The sequence below is a fragment of the Streptomyces sp. NPDC096132 genome (assembly GCF_044763345.1).
GTDB lineage: Bacteria > Actinomycetota > Actinomycetes > Streptomycetales > Streptomycetaceae > Streptomyces.
Genome location: NZ_JBIWGA010000006.1, coordinates 313,235 through 331,886, shown reverse-complemented (window position 1 = coordinate 331,886; position 18,652 = coordinate 313,235). Strand labels below are relative to the sequence as shown.

Below are 18,652 nucleotides of genomic sequence, written 5' to 3'. Positions count from 1 at the left end.
TCCGGAACGCTAGTGTCGGGCCGGGGCGCCCCGCATCGGTCCTCGGTCCCAGTAGGGTCGTAGGTCCGTGGACCGACCACGGAGCGAGCGGGAACAATTCCCGTCCGTAGCGTGCTTCTGTGTGTCGTCTGTGTTCAGTAAACACACAGGGAAAACGCAGAAACTCCACTCAAATGTTCAGGTTCATCTGTGACTTGAGTCACAAGACGCATTAATTGTTGACCCTGTGTACCGAGTGGGGAGCGCGCTGTGATTCAGTGGCGGAGGTGTCACTAGGACATACGCAACGGACTGGAACGACAGAAACGAACGTTACGCCGAAGACAACCCTTGATTCGCTGCGAAGTCTCGGGGGGAGGGCGAAGCATGGAGACCGAGTCGGAGCCGTACGTCCGCCTTGCGTCCCTGCGACAGCTGCACCAGGTCATGGCCGACATGAACACGGCCCGCAGCCTGGCCGACACACTGCAGACCGTCGCCGATGGTGTGGTAAGCGCGCTGGGCTACGAGCTCGCGTGCGTCAACCTCGTACGCCCCGACGGGGACCTCGTGGTGGCCGCCTTCGCCGGGAACCCGGCCGCCGAGGCCCTCATCACGGGCCGGGTCGGCTCGCGCACGTCCTGGGAGCGGCGCCTGAACATGGGCGAGACCTGGGGCGACCTGGTCTTCATACCCCACACCGAGGGCTGGATCCTCGACGACGACGACGTCCCGCAGTGGTACACCGACGGGCCCGCGCCCCGCTTCGAGGACGAGTGGCACCCCTCGGACCGGCTCTTCGCCCCCATGTACACGCCCGCGCCCCCCGGGAGCGGCGGCATCTGCGGCGAGCTGATCGGCGTCCTGTCCGTGGACCGGCCGCGCAACGGCCGCCGGCCGGGAGCGTGGGGGCGCGAGGCGCTCCAGATGTACGCCTTCCAGGCCGCCATCGCCATCAGCAACGCGCGTCTACGTGCGAATATGCAGCGGGCGCTGGTCCGCCTGGAGCGTGAGCAGCAGGCCCTGCGGGCGAGCGAGGAATCCTTCCGGCAGGCATTCGAGTACGCCCCCTCCGGCATGGCGATAGCCGAGATGGGCGGCGACCAGCACGGGCGGATCCTGCGCAGCAACGACGCCCTGTGCCGCCTCCTCGGCCGCCCCGCCTCCGCGATGCGCCGCTACTCGTTCTCCGACCTCGTCCACCCCGAGGACATAGGCACCCTGCTCCGTACGTCGGCGGAGGGCGGCCGCGCCGAACTGCGGCTCGGGCGCCGGGACGGCACCTACGTCTGGGTGTCCCTGCGCAACTCCGTCGTCGCCGACGCCGCCGACGGGCCCCGCTTCCTCCTCACCCACGTCGAGGACATCGAGGAACGCAAGCGCCGCGAGCTCCAGCTCGCCCACCGCGCCTCGCACGACTCCCTCACCGGCCTGCCGAACTCGGCCGAACTGCGCTCGCGCCTGTCCGCCCGGATCTGCCAGCGCCCCCAGTCGACCCACCCCGCCGCCGTCGACGCCATGGACCAGACCTACGGCCACCCCGCGTTCGACGCCAACGGCCATGGCTTCGACTACCGGCCGGCCGGCGTCGAGACGTACGACGGCTACGACCACCACGTCCACACCGCCGCCCCCGAGGACGCCGCGCGCGACGACGGCACCAAGGGCCTCGCGGTCCTCTTCTGCGACCTCGACGGCTTCAAGTCGATCAACGACCGGTTCGGGCACAACGCGGGCGACGCGGTCCTCATCGAGGTCGCCCGGCGCCTGTCGCGGGCCGTCCGCGACGGCGACACGGTCGCCCGGCTCGGCGGCGACGAGTTCGTCATCCTCGCCGACGGACTCGGCCGGGCCGACGCCGCCGACCTCGCCGTACGCCTGCGCAACGAGATCATCCAGCCGATCCGGGCCGAGGGCCGGGCCGTCCGGGTGGGCGCCAGTTTCGGCATCGGATGGGCGCACTGCGGGATGACCGCGGACGAAGTCCTGAAGTCCGCCGACGAACGGATGTACGTCGAGAAACGATCTCGTCCCAAACAGCACAGGCGTGCGGGCTGAATCCACGACGTACCGCCAGGTCAACAGCCTGGTAGCAGAGCTGATGCGATCCGAGTCACCCGTTTGGGGCACCGGAACCGGGTAGGCTCGCAACTCTCACCTTGCATCGCATCAGCCCCGCACCTGTTGAGGAGTACGAAGGGATGACGCCCGGCAACAACGGCGCGAGTACGCCCGAGGACGACGACCCGTTCGGCTACCTCTACGCCGACGGCCAGGCCAACGGCGCCCAGCCGCCCTCCGGTGGCTACGGCTACCCCGGCTCGGTCAGCAGAGTGCGTGCGGTCGGCGAGCGCCAGTACGGGCAGCCGCAGCAGCAGACCGCGCAGTACGGGCAGTACGGCCAGCCGCCGACGGTCCCGCAGCAGGGCGCGTACGGCCAGCCGAACGCGAACTACGCGGCCCCCGAGACGTTCCCCGGCGGGGCCCCCACGGGCCGGCAGCAGGCCCATGGCGGCGGTGGCCGCGGCCGCGGTCCCAACACCAAGGGGCTGCTGATCGGCGCGGTCGCGGTGGTCGCGGCGGTCGTGATCGGCATCGCGGTCGCGATGGCCAACGGCGACGACGGCGCCGACGACAACAACAAGGCGAGCGACCAGGTCTCCACCTCGGCCTCCGCCTCCGCGAGCGCCTCGCCCAGCGAGTCGTCCACCGGCGAGGCGGGCGCCGAGGAACTGCCGACCATCGACGCGAAGGCCCTGAAGCTGGGCGGCGGCGCCACACTGGCCTCCGACGTCCAGGGCGCGCAGGCGGACGGCGGCATCTACGTCGGCAACCTCAACAACACGGGCGCGTCGGTCACGTGGAACGTCAACGGCATCCCCGAGGACGGCACCTACACGCTCTACGCGCACTACAGCGCCGCCGGTGACGACCAGGCCATGACGCTCACCATCAACGGCAAGGTCTTCGGCAGCAAGTTCAACATGAAGAACTACACCGGCGCCGAGGACGGCGACTTCGCCAAGGGCTGGACGACGACCTACTCGTACCCCTCGCTCACCAAGGGCACCAACACGATCACGCTGTCCTGCGAGAACGGCGACAAGTGCAACGTGCTGCTGGACCAGCTGTACCTGAAGGCGGGCAAGCAGAACTGAGCTCAGGCCGCGGTGGCCTCCCCGGTCACCGCGATCCGCGCCACCAGCTCCTCGTAGGCGGCCCGGTCGAACTCGCCGGCCGCCGGGGCCAGGACCGTCGCCGCGGACAGCGCGACCGCGCGCGCCAGCCGGGCCGGCCAGGGCAGGCCCTCCACCAGGGCCGAGAGCAGGCCGGCCGCGACCGAGTCGCCGGCGCCCGTGGGGTTGCCGTGGATGCGGGTCGGCGGGGTGGCGCGCCAGCGGCCCACCGCGGTCGCCGCGATCAGACCGTCCGGGCCCAGTGAGGCCACCACGGCCTGCGCGCCGCGCCGCCGGGCGTCCTGAGTCGCCCTCAGCGGCTCGTGCGAGCCGGTGAGTTCGGCCAGTTCGTCGGCGTTCGGCTTGACGATGTCCGGGCGGGCGGCGACCCCGCGGCGCAGCGGCTCCCCGCTGGTGTCCAGCAGGACGGGTACGCCCGCGGCCCGCGCCGTACGCACCAGACCCGCGTACGCCCCCACCGGCACCCCCGGCGGCAGACTCCCGCACAGGGCCACCGCGTCGGCGTCGGCGACCAGATCCTCGTACGCCTCCTGGAAGGCGGACCACTCGGCCGGGCCGATGAGCGGGCCGGGCTCGTTGAGCTGGGTGGTGTCACCGGTACGGGTGTCGACGACGGCAACCGTGCGGCGGGTGGCGCCGCAGACGGGCAGGAGCGCGTCCTCGATCGACACCGGGAGCAGCTCCCGTACGACCCGGCCGGTCGCCCCGCCCGCGAAACCGGTGACCGTCACGTCGTGCCCCAGCGCGGCCAGCACCCGCGCCACGTTCAGCCCCTTGCCGCCCGGACGTTCCGTCACCTCCGTGACCCGGTGTGCGGCGTGCGGCCTCAGGACCGGCACGCGGTATGTGATGTCGAGAGCGGTGTTCAGCGTGACCGTGAGGATCACCTGTGCCGACCTCCCCCGAGTGATGTCGTGTGCGCGTGACGGTTTCCGGGGCCCGATCATGCCAAAAGGACGGCGACCGGCCCAGACCCCTGGTCGGTCACCGTCCTCGGCGGAGGAGACTTTTCAGCGTGTTCCAGTGAGGAACCCCAGGGCTTCAGCCCTGGGAGGAATCGCATTTTTGTGGTTGCGGCGCGGAGTGCCGCGATATCGCTGCTGGGTGCACCGGTGACGGTTCACTCGGTCGGGTGATCGAGCGGGAACGTGCGGCGGGTGGTCGTACATGTGTGTACGTTGGGTGATCGTGAAGCTGACCGTGCAGGTGAGACTGCTGCCGACGCCCGAGCAGGCGGCGGCGCTGGAGGCGACTCTGCGTGCCTGCAATGAGGCAGCCACCTGGGCCAGCGGTGTGGCGTTCGAGAAGGACGTGAAGCGGAACTTCGCGCTGCGTGAGCACACCTACGGCGAGGTCAAGGTGCGGTGGGGGCTGGGGGCGCAGGCCGCCCAGCATGTGATCAAGAAGACGTGTGACGCGTACGCCACGCTGAAGGCGAACCTGACGGCGGGGAATCTGGGCAGGCCCGGCTCGAAGCGGTACCGGAAGGCCACTGGGAAGCCGATCGTCTTCCGGTCGGAAGGGGCGCAGCCGTACGACGACCGGATGCTGTCCTGGCAGATCCCTGAACGGCGAGTCTCGATCTGGTCCGTGGCCGGGCGCATGAAGGACGTGGCCTTAACTACGTCCCCGGAGCAGCTGGCCACGCTGGCCCTGTACCGCAAGGGCGAGTCGGATCTGCTGTGCCGGGACGGCAAGTGGTTCCTGCTGGCGACCTGCGAGGTCCCCGAAGCCGAGCCGCGCACCGATCCGCGCGACTTCCTCGGGATCGACCTGGGCATCGTCAACATCGCCACCACCTCCGACGGCGAGATCATGGCCGGACGCGAGATCAACCGCAGCCGTGTCCGGGAACGGAAGCTGCGCACCAAGCTCCAGAGGAAGAACACCCCGTCCGCCAGGCGCCGCCTGAAGAAGCGGCGGCGCAAGGAGGCGCGGCGGGCGAAGGACATCAACCACAAGATCGCGAAGCATGTGGTGGCCGAGGCAGAACGCACCGGTCGCGGGATCGCCCTGGAGGACCTGACGGGCATCCGTGAGCGGGTACGGCTTCGAAAGCCCCAACGGGCCACTCACTCCAGCTGGTCGTTCGCCCAGCTGGGCAGCTTCATTGGGTACAAGGCCCGCCGGGCGGGAGTGCCGGTGGTGTACGTCGATCCGGCGTACACCTCGCGCACCTGCGCCGAATGCGGGCACATCGACAAGGCGAACCGGGTCTCCCAGGCCTGGTTCGCCTGCCGGAACTGCGGATTCGTTGATCACGCGGACCGGAACAGCTCCCGCAACATCCGCGCCCGCGCGTGGGAGTTGTGGCGAAGCGGGGCCCCGTCAACGGCCCCTGCCCCACCACCGCGCCAGCGGGGCGGGGCTGGACGCGAACGCAGCATCACCGCCAGTGATGCCCGTTGTGCAAGCCAGGCGCCCTAGCGCCAGGTAGTTGACCCCAGTTGGGGATCCACCACCCAATCCCCCTTGCGCATCACGCCCTTGAGGTCGAAGTTCTCGTCCAGGAGGACCAGGTCGGCGTCCTTGCCGGGCTCCAGGGAGCCGACGGTGTCGGTGAGGCCCAGGAGGCGGGCCGGGTTGGTGGACAGGGCCGTGACGACGTCCTCGACGGGGAGGCGGTCGATGGTCACCGCGCGTTTGAAGGCGCGGTCCTGGGTGAGGGTCGAGCCCGCGATCGAACCGCCCTCCACCAGACGCGCCACACCCTCGCTGACCTCGACCTCCAGCGGGCCGAGCATGTAGCGGCCGTCACCGATGCCGGCCGCGTCCATCGCGTCGGTGATGAACGCGACCCGGCTCGCGCCCGCGTGACGGAACGCCAGCTCCAGAGCGGCGGGGTGCAGATGCGTGCCGTCGTTGATGAGCTCCACCGTGACCCGCTCGTCCTCCAGGAGCGCGGCGATCGGGCCGGGGGAGCGGTGGCCGAGGACGGGCATCGCGTTGAAGAGGTGGGTGGCGACCGTCGCCCCCGCTTCAATGGCCTGAACCGTCTGCTCGTACGTGGCGTCCGTGTGCCCCACCGCGGCGATCACGCCGTGCTCGGCGAGCAGCCGTACGGAGTCCAGGCCGCCGGGGAGTTCGGTCGCCAGGGTGACCATCCGTGCCTGGCCGCGTGCCGCGTCGAGCAGCTTGCGCACCTCCGCCGGGTCCGGGTCGCGCAGCAGTTCCTCGGAGTGCGCGCCCTTGCGGCACGGCGAGATGAACGGGCCCTCGAAGTGGATGCCGGCCAGGTCGCCCTGCTCGGTGAGCTCGCTCAGCAGGCCGGCCTGGCGGACCAGGACGTCCATGTCGTCGGTGACGGTGGAGGCGACGAGGGTGGTGGTGCCGTGGGCCCGGTGGGTGCGGACGGCTTTGAGGACGTCTTCCGCCGTGCCGCTGGAGAAGGAGGCTCCGCCGCCGCCGTGGTTGTGGATGTCGATGAAGCCGGGGACCAGCCAGTGGCCGGAGACGTCGATCCGGCGGGCGTTTGCCGGGGCGGCACCGGTGATGCGTGTGCCCTCGATGGTGACGTGGCCGCCTTCGACGGTTCCTGTGGGCATGACCACGTTGGCACCGCCGAGCACCATGGGGGTTCGGGCCGTCGCGGGGTGCAGGAGCGCTGTGGCTGATCGCGCAGTGCCCCGCGCCCCTGAGGGCGTTGCCGTCACGCGGTTACCTCCGAACTGTCGATGGTGTGGTCGAGCAGATCCCAGGCCAGGAGCCCCGCGCCTCGGCAGCCCGCTGTGTCGCCCAGGGCCGCCGGGGTGATGTCCGGCATCTGCTGGAAGGTGATCCGCCGCCGGACGGCGTCCCGCAGCGGTGTGAACAAGGTTTCTCCTGCCTCCGCGAGGCCGCCACCGATGACGAGGGTGCGCGGGTCCAGCAGGGTGAGGGCGGTGACGAGGCCGTCGGCGAGGGCGTCCACGGCCTGCTGCCAGACCCGGACGGCGTTCGGGTCGCCGGACGCGACCGCCTTGGCGCAGTCCGCCGCGTCGGCCTCGGGGTCTCCAGTGGCCGCCGCCCACGCCTCGCTCACCGCCGCCGCGGACGCGAACCGCTCCAGACAGCCGCGCTGGCCGCACGGGCACGGGGTCCCGCCGGGCCGTACGACGACATGGCCGATCTCGCCCGCGAAGCCGTGCGCGCCCGCCTCCACCCGGCCGTCGACGCCGATCGCGCCGGCGATGCCGGTGCCGAGCGCCACGAACAGGAAGCGGTCCGCGCCCCGGGCCGCGCCGACGCGGCCCTCGGCGAGCCCGCCGGTGCGGACGTCGTGGCCCAGGGCGACGGGGGCGCCGAGCCGTGCGGTGAGCAGCTCGCGCAGGGGTACGTCCCGCCAGCCCAGGTTGGCCGCGTAGGCGGCGACGCCGTGCGTCTCGTCGACGATGCCGGGTACGGCGACGCCGGCGGCGGCCGGGGGTTCGCCGAGGTGCTCGACGCCGTGGGCGCGCAGGTCGGCGGCGAAGTCGAGGATGGCGGCGACCACCGCGTCGGGGCCGCGCTCACGGCCGGTGGCCCGGCGGTCCTGGTGCAGGAGGGCGCCGTCGGCCCCGACCAGCGCGGCCTTCATCCCGGTGCCGCCCACGTCGAGGGCGATGACATGTCTCACGGGAACAGTGTGGCCCGAGGACCCACAAGAGGTCTAGTCCACTTACCCCTCTGGGGAGTACTGTGCGCCCCCAAGTGGCCCGAAAGAGGTCTAGTCCACACATGTGGTGTAGACCTTGGTCCGGATAACGGTCCATTGGTAGGAACAATCAGTTGTCCATATATTGGACAATCACTCTGGAACCTCGGGAGAAGCGCAGTGCAGCGGGCAGGTAAGTCGGGAACGATCGCCGGGATGATCGCGGGGGTGTCCGCACTGGGCATGACCGTGGTCCTCTCCGGCTGCGGACTCACCGGAGGCTCCGGTGACGTCACCCTGAGACTGGTCGCCGCCGACTACGGCGACAGCAGTGCCAACAGCTCCAAGAAGTACTGGGCCGAGCTCGTCGAGGCCTACGAGAAGGAGCACCCGGACGTCACGGTCGACGTGACCGTCTACTCATGGAACGACGTCGACGCCAAGGTCAAGGCGATGGTCGACGCGGGCAGGGCGCCCGACATGGCGCAGATCGGCGCCTACGCCGACTACGCGGCCGCCGACCAGCTGTACAAGGTCGACGACGTCCTCTCCGTCACCACCCAGGCCGACTTCGTGCAGCAGCTCGCCACCGCCGGCAAGGTGCGCGGAACGCAGTACGGCATGCCGTTCGCCTCCTCCACGCGGCTGCTGTTCTACAACAAGACCCTCTTCACCAAGGCCGGGATCACCCCGCCGACCACCTGGGCCGAGCTCGCCGAGGACGCCGAGGCGCTCAAGGCCGAGGGCGTGAAGTACCCCTACGCGCTGCCCCTCGGGCCCGAGGAGGCACAGGCCGAGACCATGCAGTGGCTGCTCAGCGGCGGAGGCGGCTACACCCAGACCGTCAGCAGCTACAGCATCGACTCCACCGAGAACATCGACACGTTCACCTGGCTGAAGGACAAGCTGGTCGGCAAGGGCCTCACCGGGCCCGTCGCGCCGGGCAAGCTCAACCGCGCGGACGCGTTCGCCGCGTTCGCCGACGGACAGGTCGGCATGCTCAACGGCCATCCGTCCCTGATGAAGACGGCCGTCGAGAAAGGCGTGAAGGTCGGCATGGTGCCGATGCCCGGCGTCGACGGCCCCAGCAGGGTCGCCATGGGCGTCGCCGACTGGATGATGGCCTTCAAGGAGAACGGGCACGCCGAGGAGATCGGCAAGTTCCTCGACTTCGTCTACGACGACGAGAACGTGCTCGACTTCTCCCGCGAGTACGACCTGTTGCCGGTCACCACCTCCGCCTCCCTGGTCATGAGCACGGCCGACGAGGACGCCGAGCTGCGGCCGTTCCTCGAGGAACTCCCGCTGTCCCAGCTCTACCCCGTGGGGCGGACCTCCTGGGCGCAGGTCAGCGCGTCGGTCAAGCAGCGGATCGGCAAGGCCGTCTCGTCGTCCGGCAGTCCCGCCACGGTCCTGGGCGATCTGCAGGCGACGGCCACTGGCGCGGAGAACGACACCGGCGAGTGAGGCGACGACGCCTTGGGCGGGGGCGGTGACAGTGGGCGGCGGTACGGTGCAGCCATGGAGCGGCACGAGGAGCAGCTGGGGGCGAGGGAGCGGAGCATCCTCGCCCTGGAGGGGCGAGGCTTTCCCGGGCCCGGCACGAAGGAACGCGCCATCCGTGAGGAGCTGGACCTGTCGCCGGTCCACTACTACCAACTCCTCAACGCCCTCCTCGACGATCCACGCGCCCTGGCCCACGCCCCGGTGACGGTGAACAGGCTGAGGAGGGTGAGGGAGGCACGGAGGGGCGAAAGATGACCTCCGCCGGCTGACTTCGGCTGCGGGTCCGTCGTGGCTGGTCGCGCCCACGCGGCGGAGCCGCATATCGACACAGCCCCGCGCCCCTAGGTGTGCGCAGCTGCCCGGCGCCAGAAAGTGCCCCCCGCTCGAGCGGAGCCGGGAGTGGGGGAGGGTGGGCGTGGCGGCACCCCGTGAGCGCCGGGCTGCGCGACCCACCCCCGCCCAGCCACCAGCACCGGCCCCGGCTCCGGCGCCCCGCGGCTATCGTCGCCGTATGGGCACCCAAGAGACGCACTCCACGGACCCCGCACCCACTACCCCCGCAGGCCGCGCCGCGCTGGACGCGATCCTCAGCAGCCCGTCGACCACCCTCGTCGCCCTCGACTTCGACGGCACCCTCGCCCCCATCGTCGAGAACCCGGAGGACGCCCGGGCCCACCCCGACGCCCTCCCCGCCCTCACGGCCCTCGCCCCGAAGGTCGCCGCCGTCGCCGTCATCACCGGCCGCCCGGCCGAGGTCGCCGTACGGAACGGCGGATTCGCCGGAGCGGAGGGCCTGGAACACCTCGCCGTCCTCGGCCACTACGGCGCCGAACGCTGGGAGGCCCGCACAGGCAAGATCACCGCCCCCGCCCCGCACCCCGGCGTCGCCGCCGTGCGGGCGGAGCTGCCGGACGTCCTGGACAAGGCCGCCGGGCGATGGCCGGGCGTCTGGGTGGAGGAGAAGGGCGGCCGGGCCGTCGCCGTCCACACCCGCCGCGCCACCGAACCCCAGGCCGCCTTCGACGCCCTGCGTGAACCCCTCACCGACCTCGCCGGCCGCCACGGCCTGATCGTCGAACCCGGCCGACTGGTCCTGGAGCTCAGGCCCCCCGGCATGGACAAGGGCGTCGCCCTCCTCGACCACGTCCGCGAGACCGGCGCCGAGTCCGTCCTCTACGCCGGCGACGACCTCGGTGACCTCCCCGCGTTCGCCGCCGTCGAGCGACTCCGCTCCGAAGGCGTCCCCGGCCTCCTGGTCTGCAGCGGCAGCACGGAGGTCGCCGAGCTGGCGGCCCGCGCGGACCTCGTCGTCGACGGCCCGGCCGGGGTCGTACGGCTGTTGCGGGAGCTGGGCGGTCAGCTCGGCTGAAGTCGCTGCAGGGCGGTCAGCTGGTCGAGGAACCACTGGGCCGGGGGCAGCGCGGTCGCGGCCGCCGCCAGCCGTTTGGCGCGGTCGGCTCGCTCCTCCGGCTTCATGGTGAGGGCCTCGTGCAGGGCGCGGGCGGTCTCCAGGACGTCGTACGGGTTCACCACGATCGCGTCCTCGCCCAGCTCCCAGTACGCCCCCGCCTCCCGCGACAGCACCAGCGCGCAGCCCTCGTCGGAGACCAGGGGGACCTCCTTGGCGACGAGGTTCATGCCGTCCCGGATGGGGTTGACCAGAGCCACGTCCGCGAGGCGGTACGCGGCGAGGGAGCGGGCGAAGTCGTCCTTGAGGTTCAACAGGACGGGCGTCCAGCCGGGGGTGCCGTACCGTTCGTTGATCTGCTCCGCGACCCGGCTGACCTCCGCCGTGTACTCCCGGTAGACGGCCAGGTCCTGGCGGGACGGGTACGCGAAGGCGACGTGCACGACCCGCTCGCGCCACTCGGGGTGGTCGTCGAGCAGCTGACGGTAGGCCAGCAGGCCGCGCACGATGTTCTTCGACAGCTCGGTGCGGTCGACCCGGACGATCGCCTTCCGCCCCTCGCCGCCGATCTCCTCGCGCAGGGCGGTGATCCGCTCCTCCACGTCCGGCCGGTGCGAGCGCTCGCGCAGGAAGTCGGCGTCGGCGCCGAGACCGTGCACGCCGATCCGCGTGTTCCCCAGGCCGCCGGCGAACTCCGTACAGCACGCCGTGAACGCGTCCGCCCAGCGCCGGGTGAGGAAGCCCAGGCGGTCCGCGCCCAGCATGCCCCTCAGCAGCCGCTCCCGGATGTCCGCGGGCAGCAGCCCGAAGTAGTCCACGGGTGCCCACGGCGTGTGCGAGAAGTGGCCGATGCGCAGGTCGGGGCGGAGTTCGCGGAGCAGCCCGGGGACCAGACACAGGTGGTAGTCCTGGACGAGGACCGCCGCGCCCTGCGCCGCCTCCTGCGCCAGGGCCTCCGCGAAGGCGCGGTTGTACGTCTCGTACGACGCCCACTGGCGCCGGAACTCCGCGTCGAAGACCGGCTCCAGCGGGGTCTGGTAGAGCAGATGGTGGATGAACCAGAGGACCGAGTTGGCGATGCCGTTGTAGGCGTCCGCGTGCACGTCGGCGGGAATGGGCAGCATCCGCACGCCCTCCTCGCCGACCCCGCGCCGGACCGCCTCCCGGTCGCCGTCGGACAGCGCCGAGCAGACCCAGAGGGCGCCCGCTTCGGGGCCGATGGCCGACAGACCGGAGACCAGCCCGCCACCCCCGCGTTTCGCGTGCAGCGAGCCGTCCTCGCCCACCGTGTAGGAGACCGGGCCGCGGTTTGACGCGACCAGCACCTGAGCACCCCGAGCAGCAGCAGCAGCGTCGTGCGTGGAAGCCATACGCCTCAACCTAGCCCGGACGGGAAACGCTCAAACGTACGGTCGCAGCCGGTAGGCGGGCCGTTTCCGGCCGTATATCACCCGTATACGGCCCGCCCCCGGTGTTACGCGACCTTGCGCGCCGCGTACTCGGCGATCTCCGCCATCGGCGGCCGTTCCTCGGTGTCCACCGAGTAGGTGCGCGGCTCGAAGCCGTCGCCGCCGCGCTCGAACTGGGTGAGGGACGGGCGGATCAGGTGGCCGCGGGCCAGGCGGAGCTGGGCGGTGCGGTAGATCGCCGCCGCCATCCGGCCGAGCGCCTGCCCGTCCTGGTGGCGGTGCTTGCGCACCCCCACGTCCACCTGTGCGAGGGCGTCCAGCCCCACCAGGTGCAGCGCGTCCACCAGCATGCCCAGCTCGACCCCGTACCCGACGGGGAAGGGCAGCTGCTCCAGCAGGCTGCGGCGGGCCGCGTACTCACCGCCGAGCGGCTGCACGAAACCGGCCAGCTGCGGCCAGTGCATGTTCAGCAGGGGCCGGGCCATCAGCTCGGTGACCCTCCCGCCCTGGCCGGCCGCGCCGGCCAGGGGACGGTCGTACATGCCCTTGACCAGGTCCACGCCCGGGTCGGTGAGCAGGGGGCCCACGATGCCCGAGACGAAGTCGGAGGAGAACTCCCTCAGGTCCGCGTCGATGAAACAGACGATGTCCCCGGTCGTGACGAGCAGCGAGCGCCACAGGACCTCGCCCTTGCCGGGCACGGCCGGGATGCGGGGGAGGATCGTGTCGCGGTGGACGACACGCGCGCCCGCCGCCGCCGCGACCTGGGCCGTACGGTCGGTCGAGCCCGAGTCGACGACGACGATCTCGTCGACGAGCGGGACCTGTTGCATGAGGTCGTGACGGATGACGGCGACGATGTCGCCGACCGTCTCCTCCTCGTTCAGCGCGGGCAGGACCACGGACACCGACTGGCCCGTGGCGCGCTTGGCCGCCAGGATCCGGTGGAGCGGGCGATCGGTCACCGACCAGGAGCGGGTGGCCAGCCAGCGCTCGGCTTCTTCCAGCACAGTCAGCGGCTCCTCACTGTCGTGATCACACCGGGTGCACGGCAGGTGACCGTGTGATCCATCTCGCGGTTCGGACGACTATCTCAACTGTCCTGGCCTTCGGTTACAGTCTTGAACAACGCGGATGACCATCGCATGTCCGAGGTCATCAGGCGTTCAGCGTTCAACAACCACATACCGCTCATCCAGAGGGGCAGAGGGACACGGCCCGATGAAGCCCCGGCAACCCTCCAGCCGGTCTGACCACGTCGTCGTGGTGAGGCTCCCGGCTAGGGAAGGTGCCAAATCCGTCTCACGGCGAGATGCGTCGTGAGGAAGATGAGGAGAAAGGGCCTCGCCTCACATGGCTGCGCAGACTGTTGAAACCACCACCGCCTCCACCGTAGACCTGGGTCCCGCCGCGGCGTTGAGCTGTCGCGAGTGCGGTCACCGCGTCCCCCTCGGCCCGGTCTTCGCCTGCGAGGAGTGTTTCGGCCCGCTCGAGATCGCGTACGACTTCTCCTCCTACGAAACGGAGGAGCTCCGCAAGCGCATCGAGGCGGGACCCGCGAACATCTGGCGCTACGCGCCGCTGCTGCCCGTCCCGGCGGACGTGGCGGACAAGCCCAACATCAACCCCGGCTGGACCAAGCTCGTCAAGGCCGACAACCTGGCGCGTGAGCTCGGCGTCGACGCCGGCAAGCTCTTCGTCAAGGACGACTCCGGCAACCCGACCCACTCCTTCAAGGACCGGGTCGTCGCCCAGGCCATCGAGGCCGCCCGCGCCTTCCACTTCACCACCCTCTCCTGCTCCTCCACCGGCAACCTGGCCGGCGCGGTGGGCGCCGCGGCGGCGCGCGCCGGCTTCCGCTCCTGCGTGTTCATCCCGCACGACCTGGAGCAGGGCAAGGTCGTCATGGCCGCGATCTACGGCGGCGAGCTCGTCGGCATCGAGGGCAACTACGACGACGTCAACCGCTTCTGCTCCGAGCTCATCGGCGACCCGGCGGGCGAGGGCTGGGGCTTCGTCAACGTCAACCTGCGGCCGTACTACGCCGAGGGCTCCAAGACGCTCGCGTACGAGATCGCCGAGCAGCTCGGCTGGGAGCTCCCCGACCAGCTGGTCGTGCCCATCGCCTCCGGCTCGCAGCTCACGAAGATCGACAAGGGTCTGCAGGAGCTGATCAAGCTCGGGCTCGTCGAGGACAAGCCGTACAAGATCTTCGGCGCGCAGGCGGAGGGTTGTTCGCCGGTGTCGGTGGCCTTCAAGGCCGGGCACGACGTCGTCCGGCCGCAGAAGCCGAACACCATCGCCAAGTCGCTGGCGATCGGCAACCCGGCGGACGGTCCTTACGTTCTCGACATCGCTCGGCGTACGGGTGGGGCCGTGGAGGACGTGACGGACGAGCAGGTCGTCGAGGCGATCAAGATCCTCGCCCGGACCGAGGGCATCTTCGCGGAGACCGCCGGGGGTGTGACCGTCGGCGTCACGAAGAAGCTGATCGAGAACGGGCTGCTGGACCCGACGAAGACCACGGTGGTGTTGAACACCGGTGATGGTCTGAAGACGCTGGATGCGGTGGCTGGTACGGGACTCACCGCGACGATCCGTCCGAACCTCGAGTCCTTCCGTGAGGCTGGGCTCGCCTAAGAGTCGTTGTTCGTCTGCGGGCCGGTGGGGGCTGGTCGCGCCCCGCGGCGCAGCCGCAAATCGATACAGCCCCGCGCCCCTGAAAAGCACGCACCTGACCGGAGGTCACATCGTGAGCGTCAACGTCCGCATCCCCACCATCCTGCGCACCTACACCGGCGGCGCCGCCGAGGTCTCCGCCGAGGGCGCGACCCTCGGGGAGGTCATCTCGGATCTGGAGAAGAACCACACCGGGATCGCCGCCCGGGTCCTGGACGACCAGGGCAAGCTGCGGCGGTTCGTCAATGTGTACGTGAACGACGACGACGTCCGGTTCGAGCAGGGGCTGGAGACGGCGACGCCGGACGGCGCGGGTGTCTCCATCATCCCGGCCGTCGCCGGCGGCTGCTGACCCTTGTTCAGTACCCACCGGTAGTAACCGTCGGTAACAGTGATTACCGAGAGTTCATCGAATTGCCCCCTCCGTGAGAGAAGCGGAGGGGGCAATTCAGTGTGGTTGAGCGCGGTACAGTTGGGGAACCGGGTCGCGAAACCCTGATCCGGAGCCTTTGAATTCTGCCTTACGCCCGACAAGAAGTGGCCAAAGTGCGTGCCGCTTCCGTGGCTTTTGTGGCTTTTGCGGGGCCCGACTTGCCCTGAATTCTGGCGAATTCTCGCCACATTCCGGATCGTGTGCGTCCAGAATTCTCGTCCAAGTGACCTGTTGCAGAGGGCAGTTGGACAGATACATTCGGCCGCGGTCGACGCGTTCCGGCGCACGCCCCCAATCCAACTGGGGGGTGAGGTCTGACCCGGATCCGCGAAGTGTGGATCTGTGCAAGGGCCAGTAATAGGGGAGTTAGGCATGGCTCAGGGCACCGTCAAGTGGTTCAACGCGGAGAAGGGGTACGGCTTCATCGCGGTCGACGGTGGTGCGGATGTTTTCGTCCACTACAGCGCGATCCAGATGGACGGGTACCGCACCCTGGAAGAGGGTCAGCGGGTCGATTTCGAGATCTCGCAGGGCCAGAAGGGGCCGCAGGCGGACATGGTCCGACTGGCGACCGGCTGAAGCACGCGCCGACTGACAGCGTCGTTCTTCTGTTTCATCTTCGAAGGGCTCGTACCTCCTGGGTACGGGCCCTTCGGCATGGCCGGGAGGGGCGCGTGGGCGGCGCGGGGCGCCCGTGTTCACCTGCGGATCAGGCGGAGGCGCTTGCACTCGACCATGCCGAGTGCTAATCATTGGCGTTAGCACTCTGAAGGTGAGAGTGACAAAGAAGGACCGGGTCGGTGAGGCCCGCAGGCCAGGTGGGGCAAGGAACCACGCGGCATGCGAGCCGTCCGTCGCGGGCGCGGGCGCGGTCCGAAGGAATCACCCCCAGTCCTGGAGGGACCACTTCACATGGCCAAGATCATCGCGTTCGACGAGGAGGCGCGGCGCGGCCTCGAGCGCGGCATGAACCAGCTCGCGGACGCCGTGAAGGTGACGCTCGGCCCCAAGGGCCGCAACGTCGTCCTCGAGAAGAAGTGGGGCGCCCCCACGATCACCAACGATGGTGTGTCCATCGCCAAGGAGATCGAGCTCGAGGACCCGTACGAGAAGATCGGCGCCGAGCTGGTCAAGGAAGTCGCGAAGAAGACGGACGACGTAGCCGGTGACGGCACGACGACCGCGACCGTCCTGGCCCAGGCCCTGGTCAAGGAAGGCCTCCGCAACGTCGCCGCGGGCGCCAACCCGATGGCTCTGAAGCGCGGTATCGAGAAGGCCGTCGAGGCGGTCTCCGGTGCGCTGCTCGAGCAGGCGAAGGATGTCGAGACCAAGGAGCAGATCGCTTCCACGGCCTCCATCTCCGCCGCCGACACCCAGATCGGCGAGCTGATCGCCGAGGCCATGGACAAGGTCGGCAAGGAAGGCGTCATCACCGTCGAGGAGTCCCAGACCTTCGGTCTGGAGCTGGAGCTCACCGAGGGTATGCGCTTCGACAAGGGCTACATCTCGGCGTACTTCGCCACCGACATGGAGCGTATGGAGGCCGTCCTCGACGACCCGTACATCCTGATCGCGAACTCCAAGATCGCGAACGTCAAGGACCTGCTCCCGCTTCTGGAGAAGGTCATGCAGTCGGGCAAGCCGCTGCTGATCATCGCCGAGGACGTCGAGGGCGAGGCCCTGTCGACCCTGGTCGTCAACAAGATCCGCGGCACCTTCAAGTCCGTCGCGGTCAAGGCCCCGGGCTTCGGCGACCGCCGCAAGGCGATGCTGAACGACATCGCCATCCTCACCGGCGGCGAGGTCATCTCCGAGGAGGTCGGTCTCAAGCTCGAGAACACGACCCTCGACCTGCTGGGCAAGGCCCGCAAGGTCGTCATCACCAAGGACGAGACCACCATCGTCGACGGTGCCGGCTCCTCGGACCAGGTCGCGGGCCGTGTGAACCAGATCCGCGCCGAGATCGAGAACAGCGACTCGGACTACGACCGCGAGAAGCTGCAGGAGCGCCTGGCGAAGCTCGCCGGCGGTGTCGCGGTCATCAAGGCCGGCGCCGCCACCGAGGTGGAGCTCAAGGAGCGCAAGCACCGCATCGAGGACGCCGTCCGCAACGCGAAGGCCGCCGTCGAGGAGGGCATCGTCGCCGGTGGTGGCGTGGCCCTGCTGCAGGCCTCCCAGGTCTTCGAGAAGCTGGAGCTCGAGGGTGACGAGGCGACCGGCGCCCAGGCCGTGAAGCTCGCGCTCGAGGCCCCGCTGAAGCAGATCGCCGTCAACGCCGGCCTCGAGGGCGGCGTCGTCGTGGAGAAGGTGCGCAACCTGACCCCGGGTCACGGCCTCAACGCCGCGACCGGCGAGTACGTCGACCTGGTCAAGGAAGGCATCATCGACCCGGCGAAGGTGACCCGCTCTGCCCTGCAGAACGCCGCCTCCATCGCCGCGCTCTTCCTCACCACCGAGGCCGTCATCGCCGACAAGCCGGAGAAGGCCGCGGCCCCGGCCGGCGGCGGCATGCCGGGCGGTGACATGGACTTCTGATCGACCTGACGGTTGATCAACGTCCTTACCGAGGGCGGTATCCCCTGCTTGAGCAGGGGATACCGCCCTCGGGCGTTTTCAGCCGCCGGACCCGACCCTCACTCGGTGGGCTCGTCGTGCGGCCGCCGCAGGTCGTCCAGTTCGGCCGCGAACAGCAGGGCCGGGTCGAAGCCCATTCCGGTGAAGTGGCCGGCGAGTTCCAGGGACAGGACGCCGTGGAGCCTGGTCCAGAAAGTCAGTGCCCGGTGGAGGGTGGCGGAGGGGGCGGGGTGGTCGCGCGCCCACTGGCGGTGGTCTTCGAGGTGGGCCGCGAACCGGGTCGCGGGGCCGGGTGAGGGCAGTGCGGCGCAGGCGTCGAGCAGGGTCGCCATGATCTCGGCCGCGATCGCGGTGATGTCGTCGGGCGCGTGGTAGCCGGGGACGGGTGTGCCGTAGACGAGGAAGTACCGCTGGGGGTCGTCCAGGGCCCAGCCGCGCAGTGCGTGCGCCAGTGCGGTCACGTCGACGCCCGTCTCGCCCGTGTCGCCCGCCCCACCGGTCTGGGCGCTCCCTGCGGTGGCGCGGAAGGTGTCGGCGAGGCTCCGGTACGCGTCCCTCACCAGCTCGGTGATCAGGTCGTCGCGGCTGGCGAAGTAGCGGTAGAGCGCCGGCCCGCTCATGCCCATCTGCTTGGCGATCGCGTTGAGGGAGAGCGCCGAGGCTCCCGCCGTGGCGATCTGCTCCCACGCGTGCTTCTTGACCTCCGCGCGGACCTGGGCCCGATAGCGCTCTCGGGGGGTCCTGGCGTCCTCTGCTCCCGTCATGGTTAGAGGTTATCACTGTTGTTATTGACAGTCGCAGTCTCTAGCGGTTACAACTTCTAACGAACACGAAAGCCGATAACCGCCGCTGTGG

The 18,652-nt window shown here is 69.9% G+C and carries 16 protein-coding genes and 1 riboswitch; of the genes, 10 read left to right on the top strand and 6 right to left on the bottom strand.

Features of this window, described 5'->3' with window-relative positions; translation table 11 throughout:
- Nucleotides 1-366 precede the first annotated feature (366 nt).
- Together cdgB and ACIRF9_RS17160 are read left to right on the top strand one after the other, a co-directional pair.
- Complete coding sequence (gene cdgB / locus ACIRF9_RS17165) at nucleotides 367-2,037, top strand: diguanylate cyclase CdgB (protein ID WP_403822062.1); 1,671 nt, start codon at nucleotides 367-369, stop codon at nucleotides 2,035-2,037.
- 143 nt (nucleotides 2,038-2,180) lie between these two features.
- On the top strand, nucleotides 2,181-3,137 hold the full coding sequence (locus ACIRF9_RS17160) for a carbohydrate-binding protein (protein ID WP_403822059.1): 957 nt from the start codon (nucleotides 2,181-2,183) through the stop codon (nucleotides 3,135-3,137).
- A gap of 2 nt (nucleotides 3,138-3,139) precedes the next feature.
- Here ACIRF9_RS17160 and ACIRF9_RS17155 read toward each other — a convergent pair whose 3' ends face one another.
- Complete coding sequence (locus ACIRF9_RS17155; RefSeq protein WP_403822056.1) at nucleotides 3,140-4,063, bottom strand: 1-phosphofructokinase family hexose kinase; 924 nt, start codon at nucleotides 4,061-4,063, stop codon at nucleotides 3,140-3,142.
- Nucleotides 4,064-4,364: 301 nt separating this feature from the next.
- On the opposite strand from ACIRF9_RS17155, the gene ACIRF9_RS17150 reads away from it, so the two are divergent.
- Nucleotides 4,365-5,603, top strand: coding sequence for an RNA-guided endonuclease InsQ/TnpB family protein (locus ACIRF9_RS17150; RefSeq protein ID WP_403822053.1), 1,239 nt, complete (start codon nucleotides 4,365-4,367; stop codon nucleotides 5,601-5,603).
- Here the strand turns inward: ACIRF9_RS17150 and nagA are convergent.
- Together nagA and ACIRF9_RS17140 are read right to left on the bottom strand one after the other, a co-directional pair.
- On the bottom strand, nucleotides 5,600-6,748 hold the full coding sequence (gene nagA / locus ACIRF9_RS17145; protein WP_403822050.1) for an N-acetylglucosamine-6-phosphate deacetylase: 1,149 nt from the start codon (nucleotides 6,746-6,748) through the stop codon (nucleotides 5,600-5,602). The genes ACIRF9_RS17150 and nagA overlap by 4 nt on opposite strands.
- 77 nt (nucleotides 6,749-6,825) lie before the next feature.
- On the bottom strand, nucleotides 6,826-7,770 hold the full coding sequence (locus tag ACIRF9_RS17140) for an ROK family protein (RefSeq protein ID WP_403822047.1): 945 nt from the start codon (nucleotides 7,768-7,770) through the stop codon (nucleotides 6,826-6,828).
- A 234-nt stretch (nucleotides 7,771-8,004) separates the two neighbouring features.
- On the opposite strand from ACIRF9_RS17140, the gene ACIRF9_RS17135 reads away from it, so the two are divergent.
- The 3 genes from ACIRF9_RS17135 to otsB all read left to right on the top strand — a co-directional run bounded on the left by ACIRF9_RS17135 (nucleotide 8,005) and on the right by otsB (nucleotide 10,663).
- Nucleotides 8,005-9,255, top strand: coding sequence for an ABC transporter substrate-binding protein (locus ACIRF9_RS17135; RefSeq protein WP_403822453.1), 1,251 nt, complete (start codon nucleotides 8,005-8,007; stop codon nucleotides 9,253-9,255).
- A 54-nt stretch (nucleotides 9,256-9,309) separates the two neighbouring features.
- The gene (locus ACIRF9_RS17130) at nucleotides 9,310-9,549 is read left to right on the top strand and encodes a DUF3263 domain-containing protein (RefSeq protein WP_403822044.1); all 240 of its coding nucleotides are present in this window, start codon (nucleotides 9,310-9,312) and stop codon (nucleotides 9,547-9,549) included.
- Between the two features lie 256 nt (nucleotides 9,550-9,805).
- Nucleotides 9,806-10,663, top strand: a complete 858-nt coding sequence (gene otsB, locus ACIRF9_RS17125; RefSeq protein WP_403822041.1) for a trehalose-phosphatase — start codon at nucleotides 9,806-9,808, stop codon at nucleotides 10,661-10,663.
- Here the strand turns inward: otsB and ACIRF9_RS17120 are convergent.
- Together ACIRF9_RS17120 and ACIRF9_RS17115 are read right to left on the bottom strand one after the other, a co-directional pair.
- A complete protein-coding gene (locus ACIRF9_RS17120; RefSeq protein WP_403822038.1) occupies nucleotides 10,651-12,072 on the bottom strand; it encodes a trehalose-6-phosphate synthase in 1,422 nt (473 codons plus the stop codon). The genes otsB and ACIRF9_RS17120 overlap by 13 nt on opposite strands.
- A 104-nt stretch (nucleotides 12,073-12,176) precedes the next feature.
- Nucleotides 12,177-13,121, bottom strand: coding sequence for a glucosyl-3-phosphoglycerate synthase (locus tag ACIRF9_RS17115; RefSeq protein WP_403822035.1), 945 nt, complete (start codon nucleotides 13,119-13,121; stop codon nucleotides 12,177-12,179).
- 178 nt (nucleotides 13,122-13,299) lie between these two features.
- A riboswitch (SAM riboswitch) is annotated at nucleotides 13,300-13,446 on the top strand.
- Between the two features lie 18 nt (nucleotides 13,447-13,464).
- Between ACIRF9_RS17115 and thrC the strand changes: the two genes are divergently transcribed.
- The 4 genes from thrC (at nucleotide 13,465) to groL (ending at nucleotide 17,758) form a co-directional block, all read left to right on the top strand.
- Nucleotides 13,465-14,751 (top strand): threonine synthase, encoded by a 1,287-nt coding sequence (gene thrC / locus ACIRF9_RS17110; RefSeq protein WP_403822032.1) that lies wholly within the window; start codon nucleotides 13,465-13,467, stop codon nucleotides 14,749-14,751.
- A 112-nt stretch (nucleotides 14,752-14,863) separates the two neighbouring features.
- A complete protein-coding gene (locus tag ACIRF9_RS17105; RefSeq protein WP_403822030.1) occupies nucleotides 14,864-15,142 on the top strand; it encodes a MoaD/ThiS family protein in 279 nt (92 codons plus the stop codon).
- Between the two features lie 453 nt (nucleotides 15,143-15,595).
- Nucleotides 15,596-15,802, top strand: coding sequence for a cold-shock protein (locus ACIRF9_RS17100; protein ID WP_007493268.1), 207 nt, complete (start codon nucleotides 15,596-15,598; stop codon nucleotides 15,800-15,802).
- A gap of 333 nt (nucleotides 15,803-16,135) precedes the next feature.
- Entirely contained in the window at nucleotides 16,136-17,758 is a 1,623-nt protein-coding gene (gene groL, locus ACIRF9_RS17095; RefSeq protein ID WP_403822026.1) for a chaperonin GroEL, read from the top strand.
- Nucleotides 17,759-17,856: 98 nt separating this feature from the next.
- Here the strand turns inward: groL and ACIRF9_RS17090 are convergent, their stop codons facing one another.
- Complete coding sequence (locus ACIRF9_RS17090) at nucleotides 17,857-18,561, bottom strand: TetR/AcrR family transcriptional regulator (RefSeq protein ID WP_403822023.1); 705 nt, start codon at nucleotides 18,559-18,561, stop codon at nucleotides 17,857-17,859.
- Nucleotides 18,562-18,652: the final 91 nt, after the last annotated feature.

Coding starts and splice junctions, on each gene's coding strand:
- cdgB (WP_403822062.1), top strand. CDS start 367: ATGGAGACCGAGTCGGAGCCGTACGTCCGCCTTGCGTCCCTGCGACAG.
- ACIRF9_RS17160 (WP_403822059.1), top strand. CDS start 2,181: ATGACGCCCGGCAACAACGGCGCGAGTACGCCCGAGGACGACGACCCG.
- nagA (WP_403822050.1), bottom strand. CDS start 6,748: ATGGTGCTCGGCGGTGCCAACGTGGTCATGCCCACAGGAACCGTCGAA.
- ACIRF9_RS17135 (WP_403822453.1), top strand. CDS start 8,005: ATGATCGCGGGGGTGTCCGCACTGGGCATGACCGTGGTCCTCTCCGGC.
- ACIRF9_RS17130 (WP_403822044.1), top strand. CDS start 9,310: ATGGAGCGGCACGAGGAGCAGCTGGGGGCGAGGGAGCGGAGCATCCTC.
- otsB (WP_403822041.1), top strand. CDS start 9,806: ATGGGCACCCAAGAGACGCACTCCACGGACCCCGCACCCACTACCCCC.
- ACIRF9_RS17120 (WP_403822038.1), bottom strand. CDS start 12,072: ATGGCTTCCACGCACGACGCTGCTGCTGCTGCTCGGGGTGCTCAGGTG.
- thrC (WP_403822032.1), top strand. CDS start 13,465: ATGGCTGCGCAGACTGTTGAAACCACCACCGCCTCCACCGTAGACCTG.
- ACIRF9_RS17100 (WP_007493268.1), top strand. CDS start 15,596: ATGGCTCAGGGCACCGTCAAGTGGTTCAACGCGGAGAAGGGGTACGGC.
- groL (WP_403822026.1), top strand. CDS start 16,136: ATGGCCAAGATCATCGCGTTCGACGAGGAGGCGCGGCGCGGCCTCGAG.
- ACIRF9_RS17090 (WP_403822023.1), bottom strand. CDS start 18,561: ATGACGGGAGCAGAGGACGCCAGGACCCCCCGAGAGCGCTATCGGGCC.